This is a genomic window from Microbacterium sorbitolivorans (assembly GCF_003327285.1).
GTDB lineage: Bacteria > Actinomycetota > Actinomycetes > Actinomycetales > Microbacteriaceae > Microbacterium > Microbacterium sorbitolivorans.
Window position 1 is genome coordinate 174,019 of the sequence record NZ_KZ848473.1, and the last position, 23,747, is coordinate 197,765.

The 23,747-nt window shown below is 69.2% G+C and carries 24 protein-coding genes; 22 read left to right on the forward strand and 2 right to left on the reverse strand.

Annotated features, from left to right (window positions below; translation table 11 throughout):
• The first annotated feature begins 8 nt into the window (after positions 1-8).
• Both DTO57_RS00825 and DTO57_RS00830 read left to right on the forward strand, forming a co-directional pair.
• Positions 9-689, forward strand: coding sequence for a lysophospholipid acyltransferase family protein (locus DTO57_RS00825; protein WP_114116338.1), 681 nt, complete (start codon positions 9-11; stop codon positions 687-689).
• Positions 690-732: 43 nt separating this feature from the next.
• Positions 733-2,070, forward strand: a complete 1,338-nt coding sequence (locus DTO57_RS00830) for a class II 3-deoxy-7-phosphoheptulonate synthase (RefSeq protein ID WP_114116339.1) — start codon at positions 733-735, stop codon at positions 2,068-2,070.
• Positions 2,071-2,140: 70 nt separating this feature from the next.
• Here the strand turns inward: DTO57_RS00830 and pknB are convergent, their stop codons facing one another.
• Positions 2,141-4,159: a Stk1 family PASTA domain-containing Ser/Thr kinase gene (gene pknB / locus DTO57_RS00835; protein WP_114116340.1), complete on the reverse strand. Its 2,019-nt coding sequence runs from the start codon at positions 4,157-4,159 to the stop codon at positions 2,141-2,143.
• Between the two features lie 106 nt (positions 4,160-4,265).
• Here pknB and DTO57_RS00840 point away from each other — a divergent pair, with 106 nt between their 5' ends.
• The gene (locus DTO57_RS00840; RefSeq protein ID WP_114116341.1) at positions 4,266-4,598 is read left to right on the forward strand and encodes an Rv2175c family DNA-binding protein; all 333 of its coding nucleotides are present in this window, start codon (positions 4,266-4,268) and stop codon (positions 4,596-4,598) included.
• A gap of 102 nt (positions 4,599-4,700) precedes the next feature.
• On the opposite strand, the gene DTO57_RS00845 is transcribed toward DTO57_RS00840, so the two are convergent.
• Positions 4,701-5,795 (reverse strand): polyprenyl synthetase family protein, encoded by a 1,095-nt coding sequence (locus DTO57_RS00845; RefSeq protein WP_229730348.1) that lies wholly within the window; start codon positions 5,793-5,795, stop codon positions 4,701-4,703.
• 69 nt (positions 5,796-5,864) lie between these two features.
• Between DTO57_RS00845 and DTO57_RS00850 the strand changes: the two genes are divergently transcribed.
• The 19 genes from DTO57_RS00850 to DTO57_RS00940 all read left to right on the forward strand — a co-directional run bounded on the left by DTO57_RS00850 (position 5,865) and on the right by DTO57_RS00940 (position 23,714).
• Positions 5,865-6,242 (forward strand): DUF3040 domain-containing protein, encoded by a 378-nt coding sequence (locus tag DTO57_RS00850; RefSeq protein ID WP_114116342.1) that lies wholly within the window; start codon positions 5,865-5,867, stop codon positions 6,240-6,242.
• 254 nt (positions 6,243-6,496) lie between these two features.
• Positions 6,497-6,928, forward strand: a complete 432-nt coding sequence (gene mraZ, locus DTO57_RS00855; RefSeq protein ID WP_114116343.1) for a division/cell wall cluster transcriptional repressor MraZ — start codon at positions 6,497-6,499, stop codon at positions 6,926-6,928.
• Positions 6,929-7,031: 103 nt separating this feature from the next.
• Positions 7,032-7,976, forward strand: coding sequence for a 16S rRNA (cytosine(1402)-N(4))-methyltransferase RsmH (rsmH, locus tag DTO57_RS00860; protein WP_114116344.1), 945 nt, complete (start codon positions 7,032-7,034; stop codon positions 7,974-7,976).
• Positions 7,973-8,539 (forward strand): cell division protein FtsL, encoded by a 567-nt coding sequence (ftsL, locus tag DTO57_RS00865; protein ID WP_114116345.1) that lies wholly within the window; start codon positions 7,973-7,975, stop codon positions 8,537-8,539. Before rsmH ends, ftsL begins: the two co-directional genes overlap by 4 nt.
• 21 nt (positions 8,540-8,560) lie before the next feature.
• Positions 8,561-10,357 (forward strand): peptidoglycan D,D-transpeptidase FtsI family protein, encoded by a 1,797-nt coding sequence (locus DTO57_RS00870; RefSeq protein WP_114116346.1) that lies wholly within the window; start codon positions 8,561-8,563, stop codon positions 10,355-10,357.
• 28 nt (positions 10,358-10,385) lie between these two features.
• On the forward strand, positions 10,386-11,798 hold the full coding sequence (locus DTO57_RS00875) for a UDP-N-acetylmuramoyl-tripeptide--D-alanyl-D-alanine ligase (protein ID WP_114116347.1): 1,413 nt from the start codon (positions 10,386-10,388) through the stop codon (positions 11,796-11,798).
• A complete protein-coding gene (gene mraY, locus DTO57_RS00880) occupies positions 11,795-12,913 on the forward strand; it encodes a phospho-N-acetylmuramoyl-pentapeptide-transferase (protein ID WP_114116348.1) in 1,119 nt (372 codons plus the stop codon). Before DTO57_RS00875 ends, mraY begins: the two co-directional genes overlap by 4 nt.
• The gene (locus tag DTO57_RS00885) at positions 12,910-14,025 is read left to right on the forward strand and encodes a Mur ligase family protein (RefSeq protein WP_114116349.1); all 1,116 of its coding nucleotides are present in this window, start codon (positions 12,910-12,912) and stop codon (positions 14,023-14,025) included. The genes mraY and DTO57_RS00885 overlap by 4 nt, the downstream gene beginning before the upstream one ends.
• Positions 13,997-15,199 carry an FtsW/RodA/SpoVE family cell cycle protein gene (locus DTO57_RS00890; protein ID WP_114116350.1) on the forward strand — a complete coding sequence of 401 codons (1,203 nt, stop codon included), beginning with the start codon at positions 13,997-13,999 and terminating at the stop codon, positions 15,197-15,199. Before DTO57_RS00885 ends, DTO57_RS00890 begins: the two co-directional genes overlap by 29 nt.
• 9 nt (positions 15,200-15,208) lie before the next feature.
• A complete protein-coding gene (locus tag DTO57_RS00895; RefSeq protein ID WP_114116351.1) occupies positions 15,209-16,291 on the forward strand; it encodes a UDP-N-acetylglucosamine--N-acetylmuramyl-(pentapeptide) pyrophosphoryl-undecaprenol N-acetylglucosamine transferase in 1,083 nt (360 codons plus the stop codon).
• A complete protein-coding gene (gene murC / locus DTO57_RS00900) occupies positions 16,288-17,676 on the forward strand; it encodes a UDP-N-acetylmuramate--L-alanine ligase (RefSeq protein WP_114116352.1) in 1,389 nt (462 codons plus the stop codon). Before DTO57_RS00895 ends, murC begins: the two co-directional genes overlap by 4 nt.
• Before the next feature lie 3 nt (positions 17,677-17,679).
• Positions 17,680-18,684 carry a cell division protein FtsQ/DivIB gene (locus DTO57_RS00905; protein WP_114116353.1) on the forward strand — a complete coding sequence of 335 codons (1,005 nt, stop codon included), beginning with the start codon at positions 17,680-17,682 and terminating at the stop codon, positions 18,682-18,684.
• 168 nt (positions 18,685-18,852) lie between these two features.
• Entirely contained in the window at positions 18,853-20,010 is a 1,158-nt protein-coding gene (gene ftsZ, locus DTO57_RS00910; RefSeq protein WP_114116354.1) for a cell division protein FtsZ, read from the forward strand.
• The gene (locus DTO57_RS00915) at positions 20,010-20,684 is read left to right on the forward strand and encodes a YggS family pyridoxal phosphate-dependent enzyme (RefSeq protein ID WP_114116355.1); all 675 of its coding nucleotides are present in this window, start codon (positions 20,010-20,012) and stop codon (positions 20,682-20,684) included. Before ftsZ ends, DTO57_RS00915 begins: the two co-directional genes overlap by 1 nt.
• Before the next feature lie 38 nt (positions 20,685-20,722).
• On the forward strand, positions 20,723-21,205 hold the full coding sequence (locus DTO57_RS00920; RefSeq protein WP_114116356.1) for a cell division protein SepF: 483 nt from the start codon (positions 20,723-20,725) through the stop codon (positions 21,203-21,205).
• Between the two features lie 71 nt (positions 21,206-21,276).
• Positions 21,277-21,582 carry a YggT family protein gene (locus DTO57_RS00925; protein WP_114116357.1) on the forward strand — a complete coding sequence of 102 codons (306 nt, stop codon included), beginning with the start codon at positions 21,277-21,279 and terminating at the stop codon, positions 21,580-21,582.
• A 38-nt stretch (positions 21,583-21,620) separates the two neighbouring features.
• On the forward strand, positions 21,621-22,220 hold the full coding sequence (locus DTO57_RS00930) for a DivIVA domain-containing protein (RefSeq protein WP_114116358.1): 600 nt from the start codon (positions 21,621-21,623) through the stop codon (positions 22,218-22,220).
• Positions 22,221-22,231: 11 nt separating this feature from the next.
• A complete protein-coding gene (gene lspA / locus DTO57_RS00935) occupies positions 22,232-22,792 on the forward strand; it encodes a signal peptidase II (RefSeq protein WP_229730347.1) in 561 nt (186 codons plus the stop codon).
• On the forward strand, positions 22,785-23,714 hold the full coding sequence (locus tag DTO57_RS00940) for an RluA family pseudouridine synthase (protein WP_114116359.1): 930 nt from the start codon (positions 22,785-22,787) through the stop codon (positions 23,712-23,714). The genes lspA and DTO57_RS00940 overlap by 8 nt, the downstream gene beginning before the upstream one ends.
• Positions 23,715-23,747 lie beyond the last annotated feature (33 nt).

Here is a 23,747-nt window from a genome sequence, read left to right on the forward strand (position 1 = left end):
CTCGTGGCGTGTTCTATTGGATCCTCAAGTACCTGGTCGTCGGACCGGTGCTCAAGGCGATCTTCCGACCGTGGATCGTCGGCGCGAAGAATGTGCCGAAGACGGGCGCCGCGATTCTCGCGAGCAACCACCTCTCGGTCATGGATTCGATCTTCCTGCCGCTCATGATCGAGCGCCCCATGTCATTCCTCGCGAAGTCCGAGTACTTTACGAGTAAGGGCCTCAAGGGCTGGGCGACGAAGTGGTTCATGAAGGGCACCGGCCAGATCCCGATCGACCGCTCCGGCGGATCCGCGTCGGAGGCCGCGCTGAACACGGCCCTGCAGGTAATCGGCAGGGGAGACCTGCTCGGCATCTACCCCGAGGGCACGCGCAGCCCCGACGGGCGCCTCTATAAGGGCCGCACCGGCCTTGCGCGCATGGCGCTCGTCGCGAAGGTACCCGTCATCCCCGTCGTGATGGTCGACACCGACACGATGCTGCCGATCGGATCCAGCCGCCCGCGCCTCGTGCGCGTCGGCATGGTGATCGGCGAGCCGCTCGACTTCTCTCGTTACGAGGGCTTCGAGGACGACCGCTTCGTGCTGCGAAGCGTCACCGACGAGATCATGGTCGCCCTGCAGCAGCTCGGTGGACAGGCCTACGTCGACGAATACGCGTCGAAGTTCAGGCAGCAGGCGGGCTCCTAGGCGCCGTGTCCGGGGCGCCATGTCCACCCGATAGAATCGTGGAATGGAGCAGAACCTGGACGCGCTCGACGCATGGCGCGAACTCCCCATCAAGCAGCAGCCCGCATGGCCTGACCAGGCAGAGGTCGAGCTGGTTTCCGCAGAGCTCGCGGCCCTCCCGCCGCTCGTCTTCGCAGGCGAGGTCGACGAGATGCGTCAGCGCCTCGGCGAGGCGGCCGCCGGCCGCGCCTTCCTGCTCCAGGGCGGCGACTGCGCCGAGACCTTCGCGGGCGCGACGGCCGACAAGATCCGCAACCGCGTCAAGACGGTGCTGCAGATGGCGGTCGTCCTGACGTACGGCGCCTCGATGCCGATCGTGAAGATGGGCCGCATGGCGGGCCAGTTCGCGAAGCCCCGCTCGAGCGACACCGAGACGCGCGGCGACGTGACGCTCCCCGCCTTCCGCGGCGAGATCGTCAACGGCTACGACTTCACCGAGGGCTCGCGCACGGCAGACCCGCGCCGCCTGCTCCAGGCGTACCATACGTCGGTCAGTACGCTGAACCTCATCCGTGCCTTCACCCAGGGCGGCTTCGCCGACCTGCGCGAGGTGCACGCGTGGAACAAGGGCTTCGCCGCGAACCCCGCGAACAAGAAGTACGAGCAGATGGCGATCGAGATCGACCGCGCCGTGAAGTTCATGGAGGCGGCGGGAGCCGACTTCGACTCGCTGAAGCGCGTCGACTTCTTCACGGGCCACGAGGGCTTGCTCATGGACTACGAGCGTCCGCTGACGCGCATCGACTCGCGCACGGGCGACGCCTACGACACCTCGGCGCACTTCATCTGGGTCGGCGAGCGCACCCGCGAGCTCGACGGCGCGCACATCGACTTCGTGTCGAAGATCCGCAACCCCATCGGCGTGAAGCTCGGCCCGACGACGACGCCGGAGACGGCGCTCGCGCTCATCGACAAGCTCGATCCCGAGCGCGAGCCGGGCCGCCTGACGTTCATCACCCGCATGGGCGCCGGCAAGATCCGCGACGCGCTGCCCCCGCTCCTCGAGGCCGTCAAGGCCTCGGGCGCGCAGCCGCTGTGGGTCACCGACCCGATGCACGGCAACGGCTTCGCCACGCCGAACGGCTTCAAGACGCGTCGCTTCGATGACGTCGTCGACGAGGTCCGCGGCTTCTTCGACGCGCACCGCGCCGTCGGCACCCACCCGGGCGGAATCCACGTCGAGCTCACGGGCGACGACGTGACCGAGTGCCTCGGCGGATCCGAAGAGATCGACGAGGCGGGCCTCGCGACCCGCTACGAGTCGCTGTGCGACCCGCGCCTCAACCACATGCAGTCGCTCGAGCTGGCCTTCCTCGTGGCCGAGGAGCTCGAGAAGCGCTAAGCGTCGCCGACGCGACATCGCCGCCCCGGACGAGTTCCGGGGCGGCGATGTTTCGTTCGCGGGCGGGCCGCTAGTCGATGAGGCTCGCGAGCTTCGCGTTGAGCGTCACGGTAGAGCCCGGCAGCACGCTCTCGCCGGCGCCCGGCGAGGTCGACTGCACGACCACGAAGTTGCCGAGGCCCGCGTTGAGGAACGCCGACCACTTGCCCGTGTCGTACTCGGCGACGAGGCCCGCGGCCTCGATCGCCGCGATCGCGTCGGGAAGCGTCGTGCCCTCGGCGATCTCCGGAACCGGGATCGGCTGAGGGCCCTGCGACTCGACGAGGGTGACGGTGTCGCCGGGGTGCAGCGAGGCGTCCGGATCCGCGACGTCGTATCGAATGGCGACGCCCGCCGCGACGGTGTCGCTGTACTCGAGCGTGTTCGTCTCGGCGACCTCGAGGCCGGCGTCGGTCAGGCGCGAGCGCGCCTCGTCTGCCGAGAAACCGGCGATGTCGGGGACGGGGCCCGCGGAGGTCGTGAGCGTCAGCGAGTAGCCCTGGTAGGCGTTGCAGCCGTCGAGGCACCCGTAGCCGTCGCCGCCGGCCTCCTTCGACACGCGCGCGCCGATGACGGTGCCGGCATCACGGGAGTCGTAGTTCTGCGGCGCGTCGTCGGTGAGCGTGAGAACGGCGTCCTTCGCGTACTGCTCCACCTGCGCGTGCGACATGCCGCGGAGGCTGCCGATCGTCACCTCGGCGGGACCGAGCGACGTCGTCACGGTGACGGTGTCGCCGGGGTAGACGCGCGTGCCGGGCTCGGGGGAGACCGACAGGATCCGCCCCTCCGCGACCGTCAGGCTGTTCTCCGTCTCGTGCGCCGGCACCAGCTCGAGGTCGCGCAGCTGCACCGCGACGTCGGCGTAGGGCGTCGTCGTCGCGATGACGGGCACGGCGACCATCGAGCCGGGGCCGGATCCGAACCACCAGCCCGTGCCGCCCGCCGCGACCGCGAGCACGATCGCCATGACCGCCGCCCACCAGCCGCGCATACGGCGGCGGCGCGTCTTCACGCGCAGGCGTTCGGCGTTGCCGTCCGAGGTCGCGGAGGTGTCGCTCTCGTCGGTCGTCACGGCGCCGGGGAGCACGCTCGTGATGCGGCCTGTGTCCATCGAGGGCGGGAGGAGGGCGGTCTCGCTGTCGTCCGGCGCGTCGTCGAGCTCGGCCGTCGTCCGCGCGCGCCCCTGGGGCACGAGCGGCTGGATCCCGAGCTGAGATTCGATCTCGCGGAGCCGCTCGAGCATGACGCCCGCGTCGGCGGGCCGCTCGTCGGGCTCCTTCTCGGTCGACCACAACACGAGCTCGTCGAACTGCTCCGGCACCGCCGGGTTCTTGATGCTCGGGCGCGGAACTCTCTCGGTGGCGTGCTGATACGCGATCTGCATCGGCTGATCGCCGCGATACGGCTGCTCGCCCGTCAGCATCTCGTAGAGCATGATGCCGATGGCGTAGATATCGGCGCGCGCGTCGGCGGTCCCCGGCTTCATCAGCTCGGGGGCGAGGTAGGCGATCGTGCCGAGCAGCTGCTGACCCGTCGCCGTGTTCGCGCTCGTCGCGCGCGCGAGGCCGAAGTCGCCGATCTTGATCCGGCCGTCCTCGGCGATCAGCACGTTCTCGGGCTTCACGTCGCGGTGGATATATCCCGCCTCGTGCGCCGACGCCAGGCCGGCGAGAACCGCGTGCATGACGGTGATCGTGTGCTCGATCGACAGCCGGCCCGTCTCGTTGATGAGATCGCGCAGCGTCACGCCGGGCAGGTGCTCCATCACGAGGTAGGCGACGTCGTCGTCCTGCCCCTGATCGAACACGCTCACGACGTGCGGATCGCTCAGGCGGGCCGCCGCGCGGGCCTCCTGAATAAAGCGCGCCTGGAAGCGATCGTCGTCGCTCAGGTGGTGGTGCATCACCTTGATCGCGACGCGGCGCTCGAGCCTCAGATCCGTCGCCAGGTACACCGTCGCCATCCCGCCGCGCGCGATCCGCGAGCGCACGCGATATCTGCCATCGATCAAGCGCCCCACGAGGGGGTCGGTGGCAGGACGAGAAGACACCGGATCAGTCTACGGAAACCACGCCCTGCGAACCGTGAGGACGCTCCGGGCAAAGCGCGAACGCCCCCACCGCCGTCCAGGCTCGGCGTGAGAGGATCGACGGGTGATGAACGAAACGATTGAGTGGCTCAACATTCCCGACGTCGCCGAGCGCCTCGGCGAATCCCTCGGGCGCGTCAGCCGCCTCCTCGACGAGCGCGCGCTCCTCGCGGTGCGCCGCGACGGGATCCGCGTCGTCCCCGCCGACTTCATCGACGGCGACCGTCCGCTCGCCTCGCTGCGCGGCACCATCATCCTGCTCGGCGACGCCGGCTTCGACGACGAAGAGATCCTCACCTGGCTCTACACCGACGAGCCCGAGCTTGGCCACCCGCCGATCCAGTCGCTGCTCGCCGGGCGTAAATCCGAAGTCCGCCGCGTCGCCGCCGCCCTCCTCTAACCGCCCCCGGGCACGCAGATCGCGGCGCCTCGTCGGTCAGCGGGCACCCGGCCCGCCTCCCTCCTCCGCCTTGCGCTCGACGCACCCGGGCGGGTTAGAACCTTAGAACACCCGCACGGTAGTCGCGGTCACGAGTTCCTGCAGCTCGGCGACGGTGGCCTCGTCGAAGCCCGCCGCCGAGATCGCGTCGCGGGCCTGCTGGGCGTAGGCCGCGATCTCGTTCTCGACTCGGTCGAGGGCGCCCGTTCCGCGGAGGAGCTCCTGCATCCGCGCGATCTCGTCGTCCGAGAGGGCGCCGCCGAGGCGCGCGTCGAGCGCGGCGCGCTCCGCCGGATCCAGTTCCTCGCGCGCGTACGCGATGAGCAGCGTGCGCTTGCCCTCGACGAGGTCGTCGCCCGCGGGCTTGCCGGTGAGCTCCGGATTCCCGAACGCGCCGAGCACGTCGTCGCGGAGCTGGAACGCCAGCCCCAGCGGGTGCCCGATCGCGGCGAGCGAGTCGAGCACGCCGGCGCCCGCGCCCGCGATGCGGGCGCCGAGGAGCAGCGGCTGCTGCACGCTGTACCGGGCCGACTTCAGCACGGCGACGCGCTGCGCGCGGTCGGCGTGGAGCTCGTCGGGGGTCGCGGGCCAGGCGGCCTCGCCGGCAACGTCGAGGAACTGGCCGAGCGTCACGTCGCGGCGCATCCGCGCGTACTGCGCGCGCGCCGATCGGGCGGCCCCGGGGGAGAGCGCCTCGAGCGCCTCCTCGAAGAGGTCGTCACTCCAGCCGAGCAGCAGGTCGCCGAGCAGGATCCCGCCGGTGCGGCCGAACTCCTCCGCGGATCCGGACCAGCCGCGCTCGCGGTGCGCGGCCTCGAGGGCGCGCCACGCGGAGGGGGCGCCGCGGCGGGTGTCGGAGTTGTCGACGATGTCGTCGTGCACGAGGGCCGCGGCCTGGAAGATCTCGAGGGCGGCGCCGAGCGCGATCACGCTCTCGGGCGACGACGCGGCGCCCGCCGCGCGCCAGCCCCAGAAGGCGAACCGCGCGCGCAGGCGCTTGCCGCCTGCGAGCGTCGCGGCGGCGTGCTCGAGCATCAGCTCGACGACGGGATCCGAGGCGTCGAGGGCCGCGTCTCGGGCTACCTCGTCGCGGCGATCCTGAAGGAACTTCTCTAGCCGCTCGGAGATGTCTGTGATGATGTCCTGAAGGGTCGACACACACCTAGCCTAGGCTGGCGAAACGGCGATAAGATAAAAGCCGACCTTGATACCCGAGGGGGTTACACCATGCCACTCTCCGAGCAGGAGCAGCGCCTTCTTGATGAGATGGAACGTCATCTCATGCATAACGACGCCGATGTCGTTCACGCGGGCGCTCCCCGCACGCTGAGCTACCGCAATCTTCTGGTGGGCGCGTTGCTCGTGCTCGTCGGCCTCGGGGCGGTCCTCGCCGGAATCGCGCTGTGGTCGGCAACCGCCGTCGTCGCCGTGATCGTCGGCGTCCTCGGCTTCGCCGCCATGGTGTTCGGCGTGATCGCCGCCTTCGCCCCGGGGAAGGGCTCGGCCCCGGTCGAGCAGCAGTCCTCCAGCCGCGCCCCGCGCGGCAACGACTCGTCGTTCATGGACAAGATGAACGACCGGTGGGATCGCCGGCAGCAGGGCTGATCCGCCCCCACAACGCTTAAGCGCCGCTCCTTCGGGAGCGGCGCTTTTTTGCGTTTGGGCGGCGACACGCCGCGTTTTCTCCGCGAACCGCCACTTTCCCTCCACTCCGCTCCACCGGGCGAATTCCGCGTGATTACCGTGCTCAAAAGTGTGATATCGCGCGGATCCTCAGATTTATTCCTCGAAAGTGGGGGAAAGTGGAGTAATGTGGGGCCCACCTCGCAGAGGGCCATCGCAAAGGGGGTGACGGGCCGATGCTTCTTGGAACACATACTCCGAAGCTCGACGACAAAGGCCGCGTCATCCTGCCCGCGAAGTTCCGTGAGGAGCTCGCGGGAGGCGTTGTGATCACCCGCGGGCAGGAGCGATGCCTTTACGTCTTCTCGACGGCCGAGTTCGAACAGGTCCACGAGAAGATCCGCCAGGCACCGCTCAGCAACAAGCAGGCGCGCGACTTCATGCGCCTGTTCCTCTCGGGCGCGAGCGCCGAGGCCCCCGACGGTCAGAACCGCGTCACCATCCCCGCCCACCTGCGTCAGTACGCGGGCCTGGGGAAGGAACTCGTGGTGACGGGCGTCGGCGCACACGCCGAGATCTGGTCGGCCGAGGCATGGGACGCATACCTCGCCGGCAACGAAGACGCATTCGCCGAGATGCAGGAGGAGGTGATTCCGGGCCTCTTCTAGCGCGGAGGTCGTGACTCCCAGCCGTGACCCTGTCTCCACTTCCCCGGAGACAGGTCGCGCGGATGGGGATCAGGGCCTCCGACATCGAACACCCGGAAGTGACATGGACCCCCGAGACATCCACACCCCCGTCATGCTCGAGCGCTGCCTCGAGCTCCTCGCGCCCGCCCTCGAGCGGCCCGGCGCGACGTACGTCGACGGCACGCTCGGCATGGGCGGCCACTCCGAGGCCGTTCTCACCCGCTTCGCCGGCGTCAACCTCGTCGGCCTCGACCGTGACACCGACGCCCTGCGCATCGCGGGGGAGCGGCTCGCGCCGTTCGCCGACCGCATCCGCCTCGTGCACACGGTGTACGACGGCATCCTCGAGGCGCTCGGCGGCACGCGCGCCGACGGCATCCTCTACGACCTCGGTGTCTCGTCGCTGCAGCTCGACGAGGCCGATCGAGGCTTCGCCTACGCGCAGGACGCGCCGCTCGACATGCGCATGGATCAGACGACCGGCATCACGGCGGCCGACGTGATCGGCACCTACGGCGAGGGCGACCTGCGCCGCATCTTCGAACGCTACGGCGAGGAGAAGCTCGCGGGCCGCTACGCCCGCGCCATCATCGACGAGCGCTCGCGCTCGCCGATCACGCGCTCGGGCGAGCTCGTCGACGTGCTGCAGAAGGCCACCCCGGCCGCGCTGCGCAACGCCGGCCACCCCGCCAAGCGCGTCTTCCAGGCGCTCCGCATCGAGGTCAACGGCGAACTGGCCGCCCTCGAGCGGGCGATCCCCGCGGCGCTCGAATCGCTGAGCCTCGGCGGGCGTCTCGTCGTTCTCAGCTACCAGTCGCTCGAAGACCGATTCATCAAGCGCCTCTTCACCGAGGCGACCCGCTCGACGGCCCCCGCGGGGTTGCCGGTCGAGCTCCCCGAACACCAGCCGAAGTTCCGACTGCTCGTTAAGGGCACCGAGCTCGCCTCCGACGAGGAGGCCGCGCGCAACCCGCGCGCGAAGCCGGTGCGCCTGCGGGCGATCGAAAGGATCCGGGAAAGCGCATGAGCACCGCACACGCACAGCTGCTGCCCTTCGACCAGCCGGTTCGCCGCCAGGGCCCCCAGCTCGAGGCACTTCCGTCGCGCCGCCGCAAGCCGCGGCTGACCTACGCGCTCGTGGCGATCGCCGGCGCGGTGCTGATCGCGCTCGCCCAGCTCGGCATGACGATTCTTACGGCGCAGTCGAGCTACGACCTCGCCGCCGTCGAGCAGCAGCAGCGCCAGCTGACGCTCGACCAGCAGGAGCTGACGGAGGACCTCGCGGGCCTCTCGTCGCCGCAGTACCTCGCGGCGAACGCGTCGGCGCTCGGCATGGTGATCGACTCGACGCCGAGCTACCTGCGGCTGAGCGACTCCGCGATCCTCGGATCCGGTGCCCCCGCGGGCGACACGTCGACGGTCAACGTGCAAAACGGCAACGCGGCGGCCAACGCGCTCATCGCGCAGACTCCGCTCGTGACCGACGAAGATATGACGATCGCGGATGTCACGCCGCAGCAGGATGTGCCGGAGACTGTTACCGAGGCCCCGGTGCTCGAGGGCGGGCTTCCCGCCCCGAACACCCACTGACGATCCCCGAGAAGGATGCGAATGAGCAAGGCTGAGGCGCGCACGGCGAGACGACGCAGCGGCATCGCCGCCGTCATTGTGCTCGCGATCATCGCGGTATTCGTGGTCCGGCTCTTCGACATCCAGGTGGTGAGCGCCGACTCGCTGCGCGCCGATGCCGAGAAGCACGGCAACTTCACCGGATCGGCCGTGCTGCCGGGCATCCGCGGCTCGATCGTCGACAGCGAGGGCACGACGCTCGCGGTCAGCTCGGTCGCGTACGACGCCGCGCTCGACCCGGCGCTCGTCGAGGAGGTCGAGCGGATCGACGACGCGGGTAACAAGTATGTCGAGTCGTGGGGCCGGCTCGCCGAGCGCATCGGCGCGATCATCGACATGTCGGGTGCCGACGTCGAGAAGGTGGCATCCGACGCCCTCGAGGCGAACCCCGACAGCCGCTATGCGGTGCTGAAGAAGGGGCTCTCGACCGAGCAGTACCGCGCGCTCGTCGACCTCGACGCGCCCATGCTGGCGCTGTCGAGCGAGAAGACCCGCACCTACCCGAACGGCGCCGTGGGCGGCAACCTCGTGGGCTTCCTCAACGCCGAGGAGGAGCCGCAGGAGGGCTACGAGCAGATCGAGAACGCCTGCCTCGAGTCGACCGACGGCAAGCTGACCTATCAGCGCTCGGGTGACGGCGGCGTGAAGATCCCCGGCACGACGAAGGAAGACCCCGCCCCGCACGACGGCGGCACCCTCCAGCTCACGATCGACAGCGACCTCAGCTGGTACCTGCTGCAGATGCTGAAGGAAGAGGTCGAGACCCAGAAGGCCGAGGCCGGCTCGATCATGGTCGTCGACGTCAAGACCGGCGAGGTCAAGGCGGCCGTCGACTATCCGACGCTCGACCCCAACGACCCCGCGGCATCGGATCCGGAAGACCGCGGCGCGCTCGTCCTACGCCGCCAGTTCGAGCCGGGCTCGACCTTCAAGGCGATCACGGCCGCGACCCTCCTCGACGTCGGCGCGGTGACGCCGCTGACCGAGGTGCAGGCGTCGAGCCACGAAGTGTTCCCGAACGGCGCCGTCGTCGGCGACTCGTTCAACCACCCCGTGTACAACTACACCGTCGCGGGCGCGCTCATCGACTCGTCGAACGTCGCGCTGTCGAAGCTCGGCGAGCTCGTGCCCGACCAGACCCGCTACGACTACCTGAAGAAGTTCGGCGTCGGCGAGGGCAGCTCGATCGGCTACACCTACGAGCCGAGCGGCGTGATCCACCCCGTCGACGAGTGGGACAACCAGACCCACTACGCGACGAGCTTCGGCCAGGGCCTCGCGGTCACGATGCAGCAGGTCGTCGGCGCTTACCAGGCGATCGCGAACGGCGGCGTCAAGAAGCCGCTCCACATCGTCGAGAGCTGCACGAGCTCCGACGGCGAGGTCACGACGCCCGACCTGCCGGACGACGAGCAGATCATCAAGGAGTCGACGGCGGAGGACGTGCTCGACCTGCTCGAGAACGTCGCCACGCAGGGCACGAACGCCGACGCGATCGCGATTCCCGGCTACCGCATCGGCATCAAGACCGGTACCGCTCAGGTCGCCAACGGACAGGGCGGATACAAGTCGGGCGTGTACTTCACCAGTATGATCGGTGTCGCACCCGTTGAAGATCCCCAATACGTCGTGATGGTCAGCCTCGACCAGCCGCGCAGAGAAACGTCGTCGGCCGCGAACGCACCCGCGTTCCAGAAAGCCATGACTCACGTGTTGCAGTACTACCGCGTGCCACCGTCGACCGAACCGTACGAACCCCTTCCTAAGTTTGCCGAATGACGCGCGAAACCTCGCGCGAAGGATCCCCATGATCGCACTTTCACTCGCCGAGATCGCCGCCGCCACAAGCGGTCGCGTCGTTCTCGCGGGGGACGATACCCCCGACACGCTCGTCGACGGATACGTCGACACCGACTCTCGCAAGATCGCGCCGGGCGACGTCTTCGTCGCAAAGCCCGGAGAGGTCACCGACGGGCACAACTTCGTGGGCACGGCCCTCGAAGCGGGCGCCGCGCTCGCGCTCGTCGAGCGCGAGGTCGACGTCGCCATCTCGCAGATCGTCGTGGCGGACGTCGTCGTCGCGATCGCCGAGCTCGCCCGCGAGGTCGTCGCGCGCGTGCGCTCGCGCGGCGAGCTGCGCGTGATCGGGATCACCGGATCCAACGGCAAGACCACGACGAAGAACATGCTGCGCCGGATCCTCGAAGACGAGGGCGAGACGGTCGCGCCGGTCGCGTCGTACAACAACGCCGTGGGCGCCCCGCTCACGATGCTGCGCGTGCGCGAGTCGACGAAGTTCCTCATCTGCGAGCTCGGCGCCGACGCGCCGGGCCAGATCGCGCGCCTGGCCGGCCTCGTCACGCCCGACGTGGGCGTCGTCCTGATGGTGGGCCTCTCGCACGCCGGCGGATTCGGCGGCATCGAGCACACCGCGCGCGCGAAGCGCGAGCTCATCGAGCAGGTGCGGCCCGGCGGCGTCGCCGTGCTGAACGCCGACGACCACCGCGTCGCGGCGATGGCGGACACCGCCCGCGAGCGCGGCCTGGGCGTGCGCTTGTTCGGCGAGTCCGCGGACGCCGCCGTGCGGGCGACCTCGATCGCCGTCTCCGCGAGCGGCACCGACTCGACCCTCGACGTCGACGGCGCGCAGTTCCCCCTGCACCTCCGGGTGCTCGGCGCGCATCACGTCAAGAACGCGATGGCGGCGCTGACCGCCGCGATCGCCCTCGGGGTGGACCCGTCGGACGCGATCGCGCGGCTCGAGACGATCGATCTCGCCGAGCGCTGGCGCATGCAGGTCATGGGATCCGAGAGCGTGCGCATCATCAACGACGCGTACAACGCGAGCCCCGACGCGATGCAGGCGGCCCTCCGCACGCTCGCCCAGATCACGGGCGAGGGCGAGCGCATGGTCGCCGTCCTCGGCGCGATGAGCGAGCTCGGCGAGCACGACGTTGAGGAACACAACAAGATCGGACTTCTCGCGGTGCGCCTGCGGATCCCGCGCATCGTCGTGGTCGGTCGCGAGGCCAGGGCCCTCTTCCTCTCGGCGATCGCCGAGGGCAGCTGGAGCGACGAGGCCGTGTTCTTCGAGACCGCCGACGAGGCGTACGACTACCTGAAAGACGAGCTGCGCGACGGCGATCGCGTGCTCGTGAAGAGTTCGAATGCGGCGGGACTCAGGTTCCTCGGCGACCGTCTGGGAGAATTGTTCTCGTGAGATCACTGTTGGCCGCCGGAGCGATCTCGCTCGCGTTCACCCTTTTGCTGACCCCCGTCTTCTTCCGCATGTTCCGTGCGTGGGGCTGGGGACAGGTCATCCGTACCGACGGCGAGGGCTTCAACGCCCCGAAGCACGAGACGAAGCGCGGCACCCTGACCATGGGCGGCGTCATCTTCATCGTCGGCACCGTCGTGGGCTATGTCGCGGGCACATACGCGGGCGGAAACCCGCCGACGCTCTCGGGCTGGCTCGTTATCTGGACCATGCTCGGCTTCGGCACCGTGGGCTTCATCGACGACTATATGAAGGTCAAGATGCAGCACTACGCGGGCCTCTCCGGCTGGAAGAAGATCGTCGGCCAGATCCTCGTGATGGTGCCGTTCGGCATCGTCGCGCTCAACTTCCCGAAGGGCGACATCACGCCGGGCTCGCCGTACATCTCGTTCATCCGAGACATCGACGTTCTGAGCTTCGCGACGCTGATCACGACCGTGCCGATCATCGGCTGGTTCCTCTACCTGCTCTGGATCTCGCTGCTCGGAACGGGCTTCAGCAACTCGGTGAACCTCACCGACGGCCTCGATGGCCTCGCCGCGGGAGCTGGAATCTTCGTCGTCGGCGCCTACAGCCTCATCGCCTTCTGGCAGTTCAACCAGGCCTGCGCGGGCGCCGGAACGTCGCCCGATAACATCACCGCCTGCTATTCGGTGAGGGATCCGCTCGACCTCGCGATCGTGTCGGCGGCGTTCGTCGGCTCGCTCGTCGGCTTCCTGTGGTGGAACGCCCCGAAGGCGAAGATCTTCATGGGCGACGTCGGATCGATGTCGATCGGTGGCGTGATCGTCGCGATGGCGATCCTCACCCGCACCGAACTCCTCGGCGTCCTGATCGCCGGCCTCTTCGTGATGTCGAGCGGATCCGTGATCCTGCAGCGCCTCTACTTCAAGCTCACGGGCGGCAAGCGCCTGTTCCTCATGAGCCCGATCCACCACCACTTCGAGCTTCGCGGGTGGCAGGAATCGACCATCGTGGTGAGGTTCTGGATCATCGCGGCGCTGTTCGCGATCACCGGCATCGGCGCGCTCTATATCGAATGGCTCTCTCGGGTATGACCTCGCGGCTCTCCTCGCTCACCAGCTGGCACGCCGACTGGAAGGGGCTCAAGGTCGCGGTCCTGGGCCTGGGCGCCGCCGGCTTCTCTGCCGCCGACACCCTCACCGAGCTCGGCGCGCAGGTGCTCGTCGTCACGGAACACGCGCCCGACGAATACGCCCGCCTGCTGCCGGTCATCGGCGCGCAGCTGATCGAGACCGACCGCGAGAAGGTCGCGCCGACGGTCGAGGGCTTCGCCCCCGACGTCATCGTGGCCTCGCCGGGCTTTGCGCCGTCGCACCCCGCGGTGCGCTGGGCGATCGAGTCGGCCACCCCGCTGTGGGGCGACGTCGAGCTCGCGTGGCGCGTCCGCGACAAGGTCGTGCGCGAAGACGGCACGCCCGCCGAATGGATCCTCGTCACCGGCACCGCCGGGAAGACGACGACCGTCGAGCTCGCCTCGCTGATGCTCGTCGAGGGTGGCCTGCGCGCCGCCCCGTGCGGGGCGAACGGCGTTCCGGTTCTCGACGCCGTGCGCGACCCCGCCGGCTTCGACGCGTTCGTCGTCGAGCTCTCGAGCGCGCAACTCTGGTACCTCGGCCTCGCGCGCGAGGAGGGCGCGCCGCGCCCGCTCGCGAGCGTGTGCCTGAACCTCGGCGAGGTGCAGCTCGACTGGCACGAGAGCGAGGCGCAGTACCGCGACGCGAAGGCCGTCGTCTACCGCCACACCCGCATCGCCTGCGTCTACAACAAGCACGACGCCGCGACCATGCGCATGGTCGAGGACGCCGACGTGACCGAGGGCGCCCGCGCCGTCGGCATCGACCTCGGCGTGCCCGGCCCGAGCGACCTCGGCATCGTCGACGGGATCCTCGCGGATCGCGCGTTCGTCGAGAACCGGCGCACCTCCGCCGCCGAGCTGACGACCCTCGAGCACCTCGCCTCGCGCGGCCTGCTCGCGCCCGAGCTCGTGCTCGACGTGCTGGCGGCCGCGGCGCTGTCGCGGTCGATGGGCGTAGAACCCGCGTCGATCCATCGGGCGCTTGAGGGCGTCGAGTATGGTCAGCGGGGTCAGGTCACGGCCGAGCGGGAGGAGAGCGTCGATGACGACGAAGGCCCCGACAACGGCTAGTTCCCGCTCGCTCTCGGTGCGGATCGGCCTCGGCCGGCTCGCGAAGCCGCCGTCGCTCGAGTTCCTGCTCATCGGATCCGCGGCGTTCTTGCTCACGGCGTTCGGCGTCGTGATGGCGTTCTCGGCCACCACGGTCGAGTCGCTGAAGAACTCGGGAACCCCGTACAGCGGCGGCATCACCCACCTGGTCTACGCCGCCGTCGGCATTCCGCTCATGCTCGTCATGAGCCTGTTCTCGGTGCGCTGGCTGCAGCGGCTCGCATGGCCCGCCCTCATCCTCGGCGTCGGGCTGCAGCTGATCGTGTTCACGCCGCTGGGCGACGCCCAGGGCGGTAACCGCAACTGGTTCTACATCGGCGGCCTGTCGATCCAGCCCTCGGAGTTTCTGAAGGCCGGCCTCGTGCTGTGGCTCGCGTACATCCTGTTCCGCAAGCGCGCGCTGATCGACAAGTTCTGGCACTTCGCGATCCCGGCGCTTCCCGCCGCGGGCCTCGCGATGGCGACGGTGCTCGCGGGTGAAGACCTCGGAACCGTGCTGGTCATGGTGGTCATCACCTTCGGCACCATGTACTTCGCGGGCGTGAAGATGCGCTTCCTCGCGCCGATCGTGCTTGCGGGCGCGGCCGTCGTGACGGTCTTCGTCGTCACGAGCCAGAACCGCATGAGCCGCCTTCTCGCGGTCTTCGACCCCAATTGCGACCCCGCGGGCCAGTGCTACCAGCCGTACCACGGCCTGTGGGGCCTCGCGGGCGGCGGCATCTTCGGCCGCGGGCTCGGTAACTCGCACGAGAAGTACAACTGGCTGCCCGCCGCGGCCGACGACTACATCTTCGCGATCGTGGGGGAGGAGCTGGGCCTCGTCGGCTGCATCGTGCTCCTCGCGCTCTTCGTCCTGCTGGGCGTCGGCATCGTCCTGATCCTGCGCCGCACCGACTCGATGTTTGTCCGCACGCTCGCCGGCGGAATCGGGGTCTGGATCCTCGGCCAGGCGCTCATCAACATCGGCGTCGTGCTGCGCCTGTTCCCGACGCTCGGCGTGCCGCTGCCGTTCATGTCGTCGGGTGGCTCGTCGCTCATCGCCGTGCTCATCGTGACCGGCGTCTTGCTGGCTCTGACCCGAACGCTGCCTGAGACCGAGCGCGCCGGACGCCGGGCCCAGGCGCCCTCGAAGTAGGATCGTTCGGTGACGACGTACCTTCTTGCCGGCGGGGGCACCGCCGGGCACGTGAACCCCATGCTCGCCGTGGCCGATGGCCTGCGCGCGAGGAACCCGGAAGACACGGTGCTGATTCTGGGCACCGCCGAGGGCCTCGAGTCGCGCCTCGTCCCCGAGCGGGGCTACGAGCTGCTCATCGTGCCGAAGGTCCCGTTCCCGCGCCGCCTGAACGGCGCGGCCCTCCGCTTCCCGGCGCGCTACGCCGCCGCGGTGAAGACGGTGCGCCGCTACATCCGCGACCGCGGCGTCGACGTCGTGCTCGGCGTCGGCGGTTACGCCTCCGCGCCCGCCTACTCGGCGGCGAAGAAGGAGCGGATCCCCTCGGTCGTCCACGAGGCCAACGCCCGCCCCGGCATGGCAAACGTCCTCGGCGCGCGCTCGGCCGCGGCCGTCGGCGTCGCATTCGAGGGCACGCCGCTGCGGGGCGGCGAGTTCGTCGGCATGCCGCTGCGCCCCGAGATCGTGAACCTCGACCGCGCCGGCTCCCGCGAGGAGGCCGCCCGGCACTTCGGGCTGGATCCGCACCGTCCCGTGCTGCTCGTCTTCGGCGGATCCCTCGGCGCGCGCCGCATCAACGGCACGCTCGCCGAGTCGTGGCAGGACATCGTTGCGGCGGGCTGGCAGATCCTGCACGCCACGGGCGAGAAGAACGAGACGCCCGAGTCGAGCGACCCGAGCTACGTCACCGTGCCGTACCTCAACCGCATGGACCTCGCCTTCGCCCTCGCCGACATGATCGTCGCGCGCTCGGGCGCCTCCACCGTCTCGGAGGTCTCGGCGCTCGGGATCCCCGCGATCTACATCCCGTACCCCGTCGGAAACGGCGAGCAGCGCTTCAACGCCGCCTCGGCCGTGAACGCGGGCGCCGCCCACATCGTCGACGACGCCGACTTCACGCGCGGCTACGTGACGCACTCGCTCGTCCCGCTGCTCGGCGACCGCGCCGCCATCGACAAGATGGCCGCGGCGGCCGACGGCGTCGGAACGCGCCGCGGCACCGAAAACGTTATGGCGCACCTCGACTGCGCCCTCAAGGAGAACCGCCGATGATCGCCCCCGACCTCACCGTTCCGATCCCCGACGAGATCCGCGCCGTGCACTTCATCGGCATCGGCGGATCCGGCATCTCGGGTCTTGCGCGCATGTTCCTGAACGCGGGCATCCCCGTCTCCGGATCCGACCGGGCCGAGAGCCAGAACACCCGCGACCTCGCCGAGCTCGGCGCGCAGGTATTCATCGGGCACGACGCCGCGAACCTCGACGCCGTCGAGGGCCTCGACACCGTCGTCTACACCGGCGCGATCTGGCCCGAGAACCCCGAGTTCCTCGTGGCAAAGGAGCGCGGGCTGTCGGTGCTGCACCGATCGCAGGCGCTCAAGTACCTCATCAACTCGCGCCGCCTCGTGTCGGTCGCGGGCGCGCACGGCAAGACGACCTCGACGGGCATGATCGTGTCGGCCCTCGCCGAGCTGGGCGCCGACCCGAGCTTCGTCAACGGCGGCGTCATCCAGCAGTACGGCGTCTCGAGCCGCGCGGGCCGCGACGACCTGTTCGTGGTCGAGGCCGACGAGTCCGACGGCACGTTCCTCATCTACGAGACGTCGATCGCGCTCATCACCAACGTCGACGCCGATCACCTCGACCACTACGGCTCGCACGAGGCGTTCGACGACGCCTTCGTGACCTTCTCCGACGCGGCCCGCGAGGCCGTCGTGATCTCGTCCGACGACCCCGGCGCGCAGCGCGTCGCGGCGCGCCTGACCCACGACAACGTCGTCACCTTCGGCCTCGCCGAGGACGCTGACGTGCGCCTCGTCGACGACAACGGATCCGCGTGGCTCGTGCGCGGCGACGAGCGCGCGCCGCTCGAGCTCGCCGTTCCCGGTCAGCACAACCGCATCAACGCGGCCGGCGCCGTCGCGGTGCTCGTGAGCCTCGGCCACGACTTCGTCGCGGCGACCCACGCCGTCGCGAGCTTCGGCGGCACCGTGCGCCGCTTCGAGCTGCACGGCGTGCGCCGCGGCGTCAGCGTCTACGACGACTATGCGCACCACCCGACCGAGGTCGCCGCGGCACTCGCCGCCGCCCGCACGGTCGTGGGGGAGGGGCACATCATCGCCCTGCACCAGCCGCACACCTACTCGCGCACGAAGCTCATGGCGGGCGAGTTCGCGCAGGTGCTCGAGGAGTACGCCGACCACTCGGTCGTGCTCGACGTCTACGGCGCCCGCGAGGATCCGATCCCCGGCGTGACGGGCGAGCTCGTCGAGAAGGGCTTCGCGGATCCCGCGCACGTCTCGTACGTTCCGGACTGGCAGGCGGCCGCCGAGCGCGCCGCCGAGGTCGCGAACGAGGGCGACTTCATCGTCACGCTCGGCTGCGGCAACGTCTACCAGATCATCCCCCAGGTGCTCGACGCCCTGCAGCCGGAGTAAGCCATGAAGCGCCCCGGACCGCTCCCGCCGCAGCCCTCCCGCCGCCCGGATCCGATCGAGGATCCGGCGACGGACGAGGCCGGCACCGGCGAGCCCGAAAGGGCGCGCCGCGCGCCGCTGCTGCCCTTCGGGCGGCGGAAGCCGCGGGGGACGGATCCGGGCGAGTGGCCCGAGAACGACGAGGGCTTCGGCGACGACCCCGATGAGCGGGGCGACGCCCCGCCGGACGCCGCCGGCGAGGCGAAGCCGCTATCGGAGTGGCGCGCACGCCGCAGGCAGAAGCGCGCCGAGCGCGCCGAGGTGCGCCGCTTCACCGAGCGGTCGCGCCGGCGCCGCGCGCTCTGGCTCGGATCCATCGGCGCGATCGTGCTGCTCGCGATCGGCACGATCGGCGCCGCGTACAGCCCGCTCTTCGCGGTTGAGACGATCGAGGTGCAGGGCGTCTCGACGCTCGATCCGGCCCGGGTGCAGGAGGCCCTCTCCGAGCAGACGGGGCGCGCGCTGCCGCTCATCGACCGCGACGAGATCCGAGCGAAGCTCACTTCGTTCCCGGAGATCGAGACGTACACGGTGCAGTCGCGGCCGCCGCACACCCTCGTGGTGTCGATCGTCGAGCGCACGCCCGTCGCGGTTGTCGCGACCGACGCGGGGTTCACGACGGTCGATGCCGCCGGCGTCGCGCTCGCGACGAGCGAGGCGCAGCCGGAGGGGCTGCCGCTCGCGGAGGTCGACGCGGGGCTGACGTCCGACGCGTTCGCGGCCGTCGGCCAGGTGCTTCGCGCGCTGCCGGAGAATCTCCGCAGCCGCATCACGCGGATCCACGCGACGAGCCGCGAGGACGTGACCTTCGAGCTCACCGATGGCGACGGCGTGACCGTCATCTGGGGGAGCCCCGGCGACACGGCCGAGAAGGTCAGGGTTCTCACCGCGGCCTTTACCGCGACCCCGCCCGACACGGTATCGAGCTACGACGTGTCGTCGTCGGGCGTGTTGGTCGTGACCGAGTGACGACACGAGATTTCTTCTGACACGCCCCGGCGAGTCACGGCCATCTTGGGGCCGGCGACCCGTAGCGTCAGTACGAGCAAATTATATGCCGGTGAATACTTTAACCCTCTTGTAGAACTTGAAGGTTGACATTCCCGGTACAGCCCAGGTTCCGTCTATGGAGGCAGCATGAGCCAGAACCAGAACTACCTCGCCGTCATCAAGGTGGTCGGTGTCGGTGGCGGCGGCGTCAACGCCGTCAACCGCATGATCGAGCTCGGGCTGCGTGGCGTCGAGTTCATCGCCATTAATACCGACGCGCAGGCGCTGCTCATGAGCGAGGCCGACGTCAAGCTCGACGTGGGGCGCGACCTCACCCGTGGGCTCGGCGCCGGTGCCGACCCCGAGGTCGGTCGCCGCGCCGCGGAAGACCACCAGGAGGAGATCGAGCAGGCCCTCGCCGGCGCCGACATGGTCTTCGTTACCGCGGGTGAGGGTGGTGGCACCGGTACCGGTGGCGCGCCGGTCGTCGCACGCATCGCCAAGTCGATCGGCGCGCTGACGATCGGTGTCGTCACGAAGCCCTTCTCGTTCGAGGGCCGCCGCCGCCAGCAGCAGGCCGAGCAGGGCGTCGCCGTGCTCAAGGAAGAGGTCGACACCCTCATCGTCGTCCCGAACGACCGCCTGCTCGAGATCAGCGACCGCGGCATCTCGATGGTCGAGGCCTTCGCGACCGCCGACCAGGTGCTCCTCGCCGGTGTGCAGGGCATCACCGACCTCATCACGACGCCGGGTCTCATCAACCTCGACTTCGCCGACGTCAAGAGCGTCATGCAGGGCGCCGGTAGCGCCCTCATGGGTATCGGATCCGCTCGCGGTGCGGACCGCGCGATCAAGGCGGCAGAGCTTGCCGTCGAGTCGCCGCTGCTCGAGGCATCGATCGAGGGCGCGCACGGCGTGCTCCTGTCGATCCAGGGTGGATCCAACCTCGGTATCTTCGAGATCAACGACGCGGCCCGCCTCGTGCAGGAGGCCGCTCACCCCGAGGCCAACATCATCTTCGGTACCGTCATCGACGACACCCTCGGCGACGAGGTGCGCGTGACGGTCGTCGCCGCGGGCTTCGATGGCGGCGAGCCGCAGCCTCGCGTCGAGGTTCCCTCGTTCCCGGTGCGCAGCGAGCCCGTCGCCCGTCCGTCGCTCCCGGGCGACACCGCGCCGGAGAAGGCCCCCGAGCTGCCCGCGCAGATCTCGGCGCCCCAGACGACGAGCGCCCCCGCGCTCAACGAGTCGAGCGGATTCGATGACGACGAGGACGGCATCGACATCCCGGAGTTCCTGAAGTAATGACCCTCGCATCCCGTCTCGCCACGGTCGACGAGCGCATCGCGGCTGCCGCGCGCGCCGTCGGCCGTGACGAGGCTGGGATCACGCGGATCGTTGTCACGAAGTTCCACCCCGCATCGCTCGTCCGCGAGCTCTACGCGCTCGGCGTCCGCGACATCGGCGAGAATCGCGGCCAGGAGCTCATCGCGAAGCGCAAAGAGCTCGCTGACCTCGATGGCCTCCGGTGGAACTTCATCGGCCAGCTGCAGTCGAAAAAGGCCAAGGGCGTCCGCGCCGCGGCCGACGCGGTGCACTCGCTCGACCGCGACAAGCTGGTCACGGCGCTCGAGGTGCCGGGGGAGGATCCGCTCGACGTGCTCGTGCAGATCAACCTCACCGACGACCCCGCGCGGGGCGGCGTCGCCCCCGACGCGATCGAGGCCCTCGCCGAGCGGGTGGAGAGCGCAGAGTCGCTGCGATTGCGCGGCGTCATGGCGGTCGCGCCCCTCGACGAACCGGCGGTGCCCGCCTTCGAGCGGCTCGCCGGATACGCCGAGCGGGTCCGCGCCATTTCCCCCGATGCCACCTGGATCTCGGCGGGCATGTCGCACGACTTTGCGGAGGCGATTGCGCACGGCGCGACACACCTGCGAATCGGAAGCGCAATAACCGGTCCGAGGCCACCACAGGTTTAGCCTTCACACAAGACGAGCCATTACACCCGGAGGACGCTATGGCCAACCCGCTGAAGAAGACGATGGTCTATCTCGGCCTTGCAGACGAAGAAGAATTCGTCGAAGAGGAGTTCGAGACGGCCCCCGTCCAGAACACCGCGCCGCACCGCGAGCCGCGCCGCGAGGAGACTCACGATGAAGAAAAGACTGCTCCCGTGACGCCGCTTCGTCGTCCGGCCGTCGTGCGTCAGCCCGCAACCGACGCCGTCAACGAGATCGTGACGGTTCACCCCAAGCAGTATCGCGACGCCCAGACGATCGCCGAGCAGTACCGTGACGGCCTGCCCGTGATCATCAACGTCTCGCAGATGTCCGACGCAGACGCCCGCCGCCTGATCGACTTCGCGAGCGGCCTCGTGATGGGCCTCTACGGCCGCATCGAGCGTGTCACGAGCAAGGTCTTCCTGCTCACGCCCGAGAACATCGCCGTGACCGGCGACGGCGGCATCGCGCCCGCAGACGACGCCTCGTTCGCCGGCTGAGTCGTATGCGCTCGTCGGGCCCGGTGTGCCGTTTCGGTCTCGCCGGGCCCTTTCGCGTAGGCTGAGGTCTTGTGGCTGTCATTGGATTCGTCGCAGCTGTTCTGCACGTGCTGCTCTCGTTGTACGTGTTGGTGCTGTTCGCTCGCGTAGTCCTCGATTTCATTCCGATGTTTAATCGCGAGTGGCGGCCCCAGGGCGCGATGCTTGTCATCTGTGAATTCGTCTACACGATCACCGATCCTCCCCTGAAGTATCTCCGCCGCCATCTCCAGCCGATTCGGCTCGGACCGATCGCGATTGATCTGGCTTTTCCGCTCACGATGATCTGCTGTTTCATCGCGCTGTCAATCCTCCGAGCAATCGCTATCTTGTTCTGAAGTATCATGAGTTCACCATCGAAAGAGGGGGCCACACCATGGCACTGACGCCGGAAGACGTCGTTACCAAGCAGTTCCAGCACGTCCGCTTTAAGGAGGGCTTCGACCCCGACGAGGTTGACGACTTCCTGGACGAGATCGTCGTCGAGTGGCGTAAGACGATCGAGGAGAACGAGCAGCTCAAGGCGCGTATCGCCGAGCTCGAGGGCGGCGCCCCCGCGGCGGCTCAGGCCCCGGCTCCGACGCCCGCCCCCGAGGCGGCTCCCGCTCCCGTCGAGACGCCCGCTCCCGCCGCGGAAGCCGGTGTCTCGGCAACGGCGTCGAACGCTGCCGGCATCATCGCGCGCGCCGAGCGCCTGCACGACGAGCACGTCGCCGAGGGCCAGGCCACCGCGAAGAAGCTCGTCGACGACGCCGAGGCCAAGGCCTCCGGTATCGTCGCGGCCGCCGAGGCCAAGCAGCGCGAGATCTCGCAGAAGCTCGACACCGAGCGCAAGAGCCTCGAGGGTCGCATCACCGAGCTCCGCCAGTTCGAGCGCGACTACCGTCAGCAGCTGCGCGGCTACTTCGAGCAGAAGCTCGCCGACCTCAACGCACCCGAGTCCGGCAGTCAGCCCGCCTCGACGGTCGGTCTCTGAGTTCACTTTCCGTGACGGGACATCGACCCTACTCTGCGCCGGCGGCCGGCATCACGATCGCGATTCTCGCGATCCTGGTGTTGGCCGCCGACCAGTTGAGCAAGTTTTTCGCCCTGCAACACCTGGAGGAGCGCACGACGGTGAACGTCGTGGGCGAGCTGCTGCAGTGGCACCTGGTTTTTAACCCGGGCGCGGCCTTCTCCATGGGCGAGGGCGTCACCTGGGTCTTCACGATCATCCTGGGCCTCGTCGCCCTCGTGATCGTCTATCTCGGCATCACACGGATCCGCTCGCGCGCCTGGGCGATCGTGCTCGGCCTCGTGCTGGGTGGCGTTCTCGGTAACCTCACCGACCGCCTCGTCCGCGAGCCGGGCTTCGCCGTCGGTCACGTCGTCGACTTCATCCTGACGCCGTGGATGTGGTTCTGGACCACGCCCGCGATCTACAACGTCGCCGACATGTTCATCGTCTGCGGCATGATCTCCGTGGCCGTACTGGTCCTCATCGGCATCAACTTCGACGGAACGCGCGGCGCGAAGAAGGCCGAGGTCGAGGAGAGCGTCGATGAGTGAGTCGCGACGCATTCCCGTTCCCGACGGCCTCGAGGGATCCCGCGTCGACGCGGCCCTCGCCAAGATGCTCGGCTTCTCGCGCACCTTTGCGGCCGAGGTCGTCGCCGCTGGCGGCGTGCGGATCGACGGCCGCGAGGCCGCGAAGTCCGATCGCGTGCCCGCGGGCGCCTGGCTCGACGTCGAATGGACCCCGAAGGCGGATCCGCAGGTCGTCGCGGTAGAGGTGCCGGGCCTCCGGATCGTCCACGAGGACGACCACATCGTTGTCGTCGACAAGCCCGCAGGCGTCGCCGCCCACCCGTCGATGGGCTGGGACGGCCCGACGGTTCCCGGCGCGCTCCTCGCCGCCGGTGTCGAGATTTCGACGTCGGGCGCCGCGGAGCGCCAGGGCATCGTGCACCGACTCGACGTTGGCACGAGCGGCCTCATGGTCGTGGCGAAGAGCGAGCACGCCTACACCGTGATGAAGCGGGCCTTCAAGGACCGCACGGTCGAGAAGATCTACCACGCGATCGTGCAGGGGCACCCGGATCCGTTCTCGGGCACGATCGACGCGCCCATCGGGCGCCACACGAACCACTCGTGGAAGTTCGCCGTCACGCCCGACGGCAAGGACTCGATCACCCACTACGACACCGTCGAGGCCTTCCCGCGCGCGACGCTCGTCGAGGTGCACCTCGAGACCGGCCGCACCCACCAGATCCGGGTGCACATGGCCGCGCACCGCCACCCGCTCGTCGGCGACCCGCTCTACGGATCCGACCCGACGCTCGCGGAGCGGCTCGGCCTGAACCGGCAGTGGCTGCACGCCCACCGGCTCGCGTTCGAGCACCCGGCGACGGGGGAGTGGGTGTCGTTCGAGTCGACCTACCCGGAAGATCTCCAACACGCCTACGACCTCCTGGAGGACGGGCTGTTCTGACCGCCGATTTGGGCGGTTCCGGAGTCGGATGTC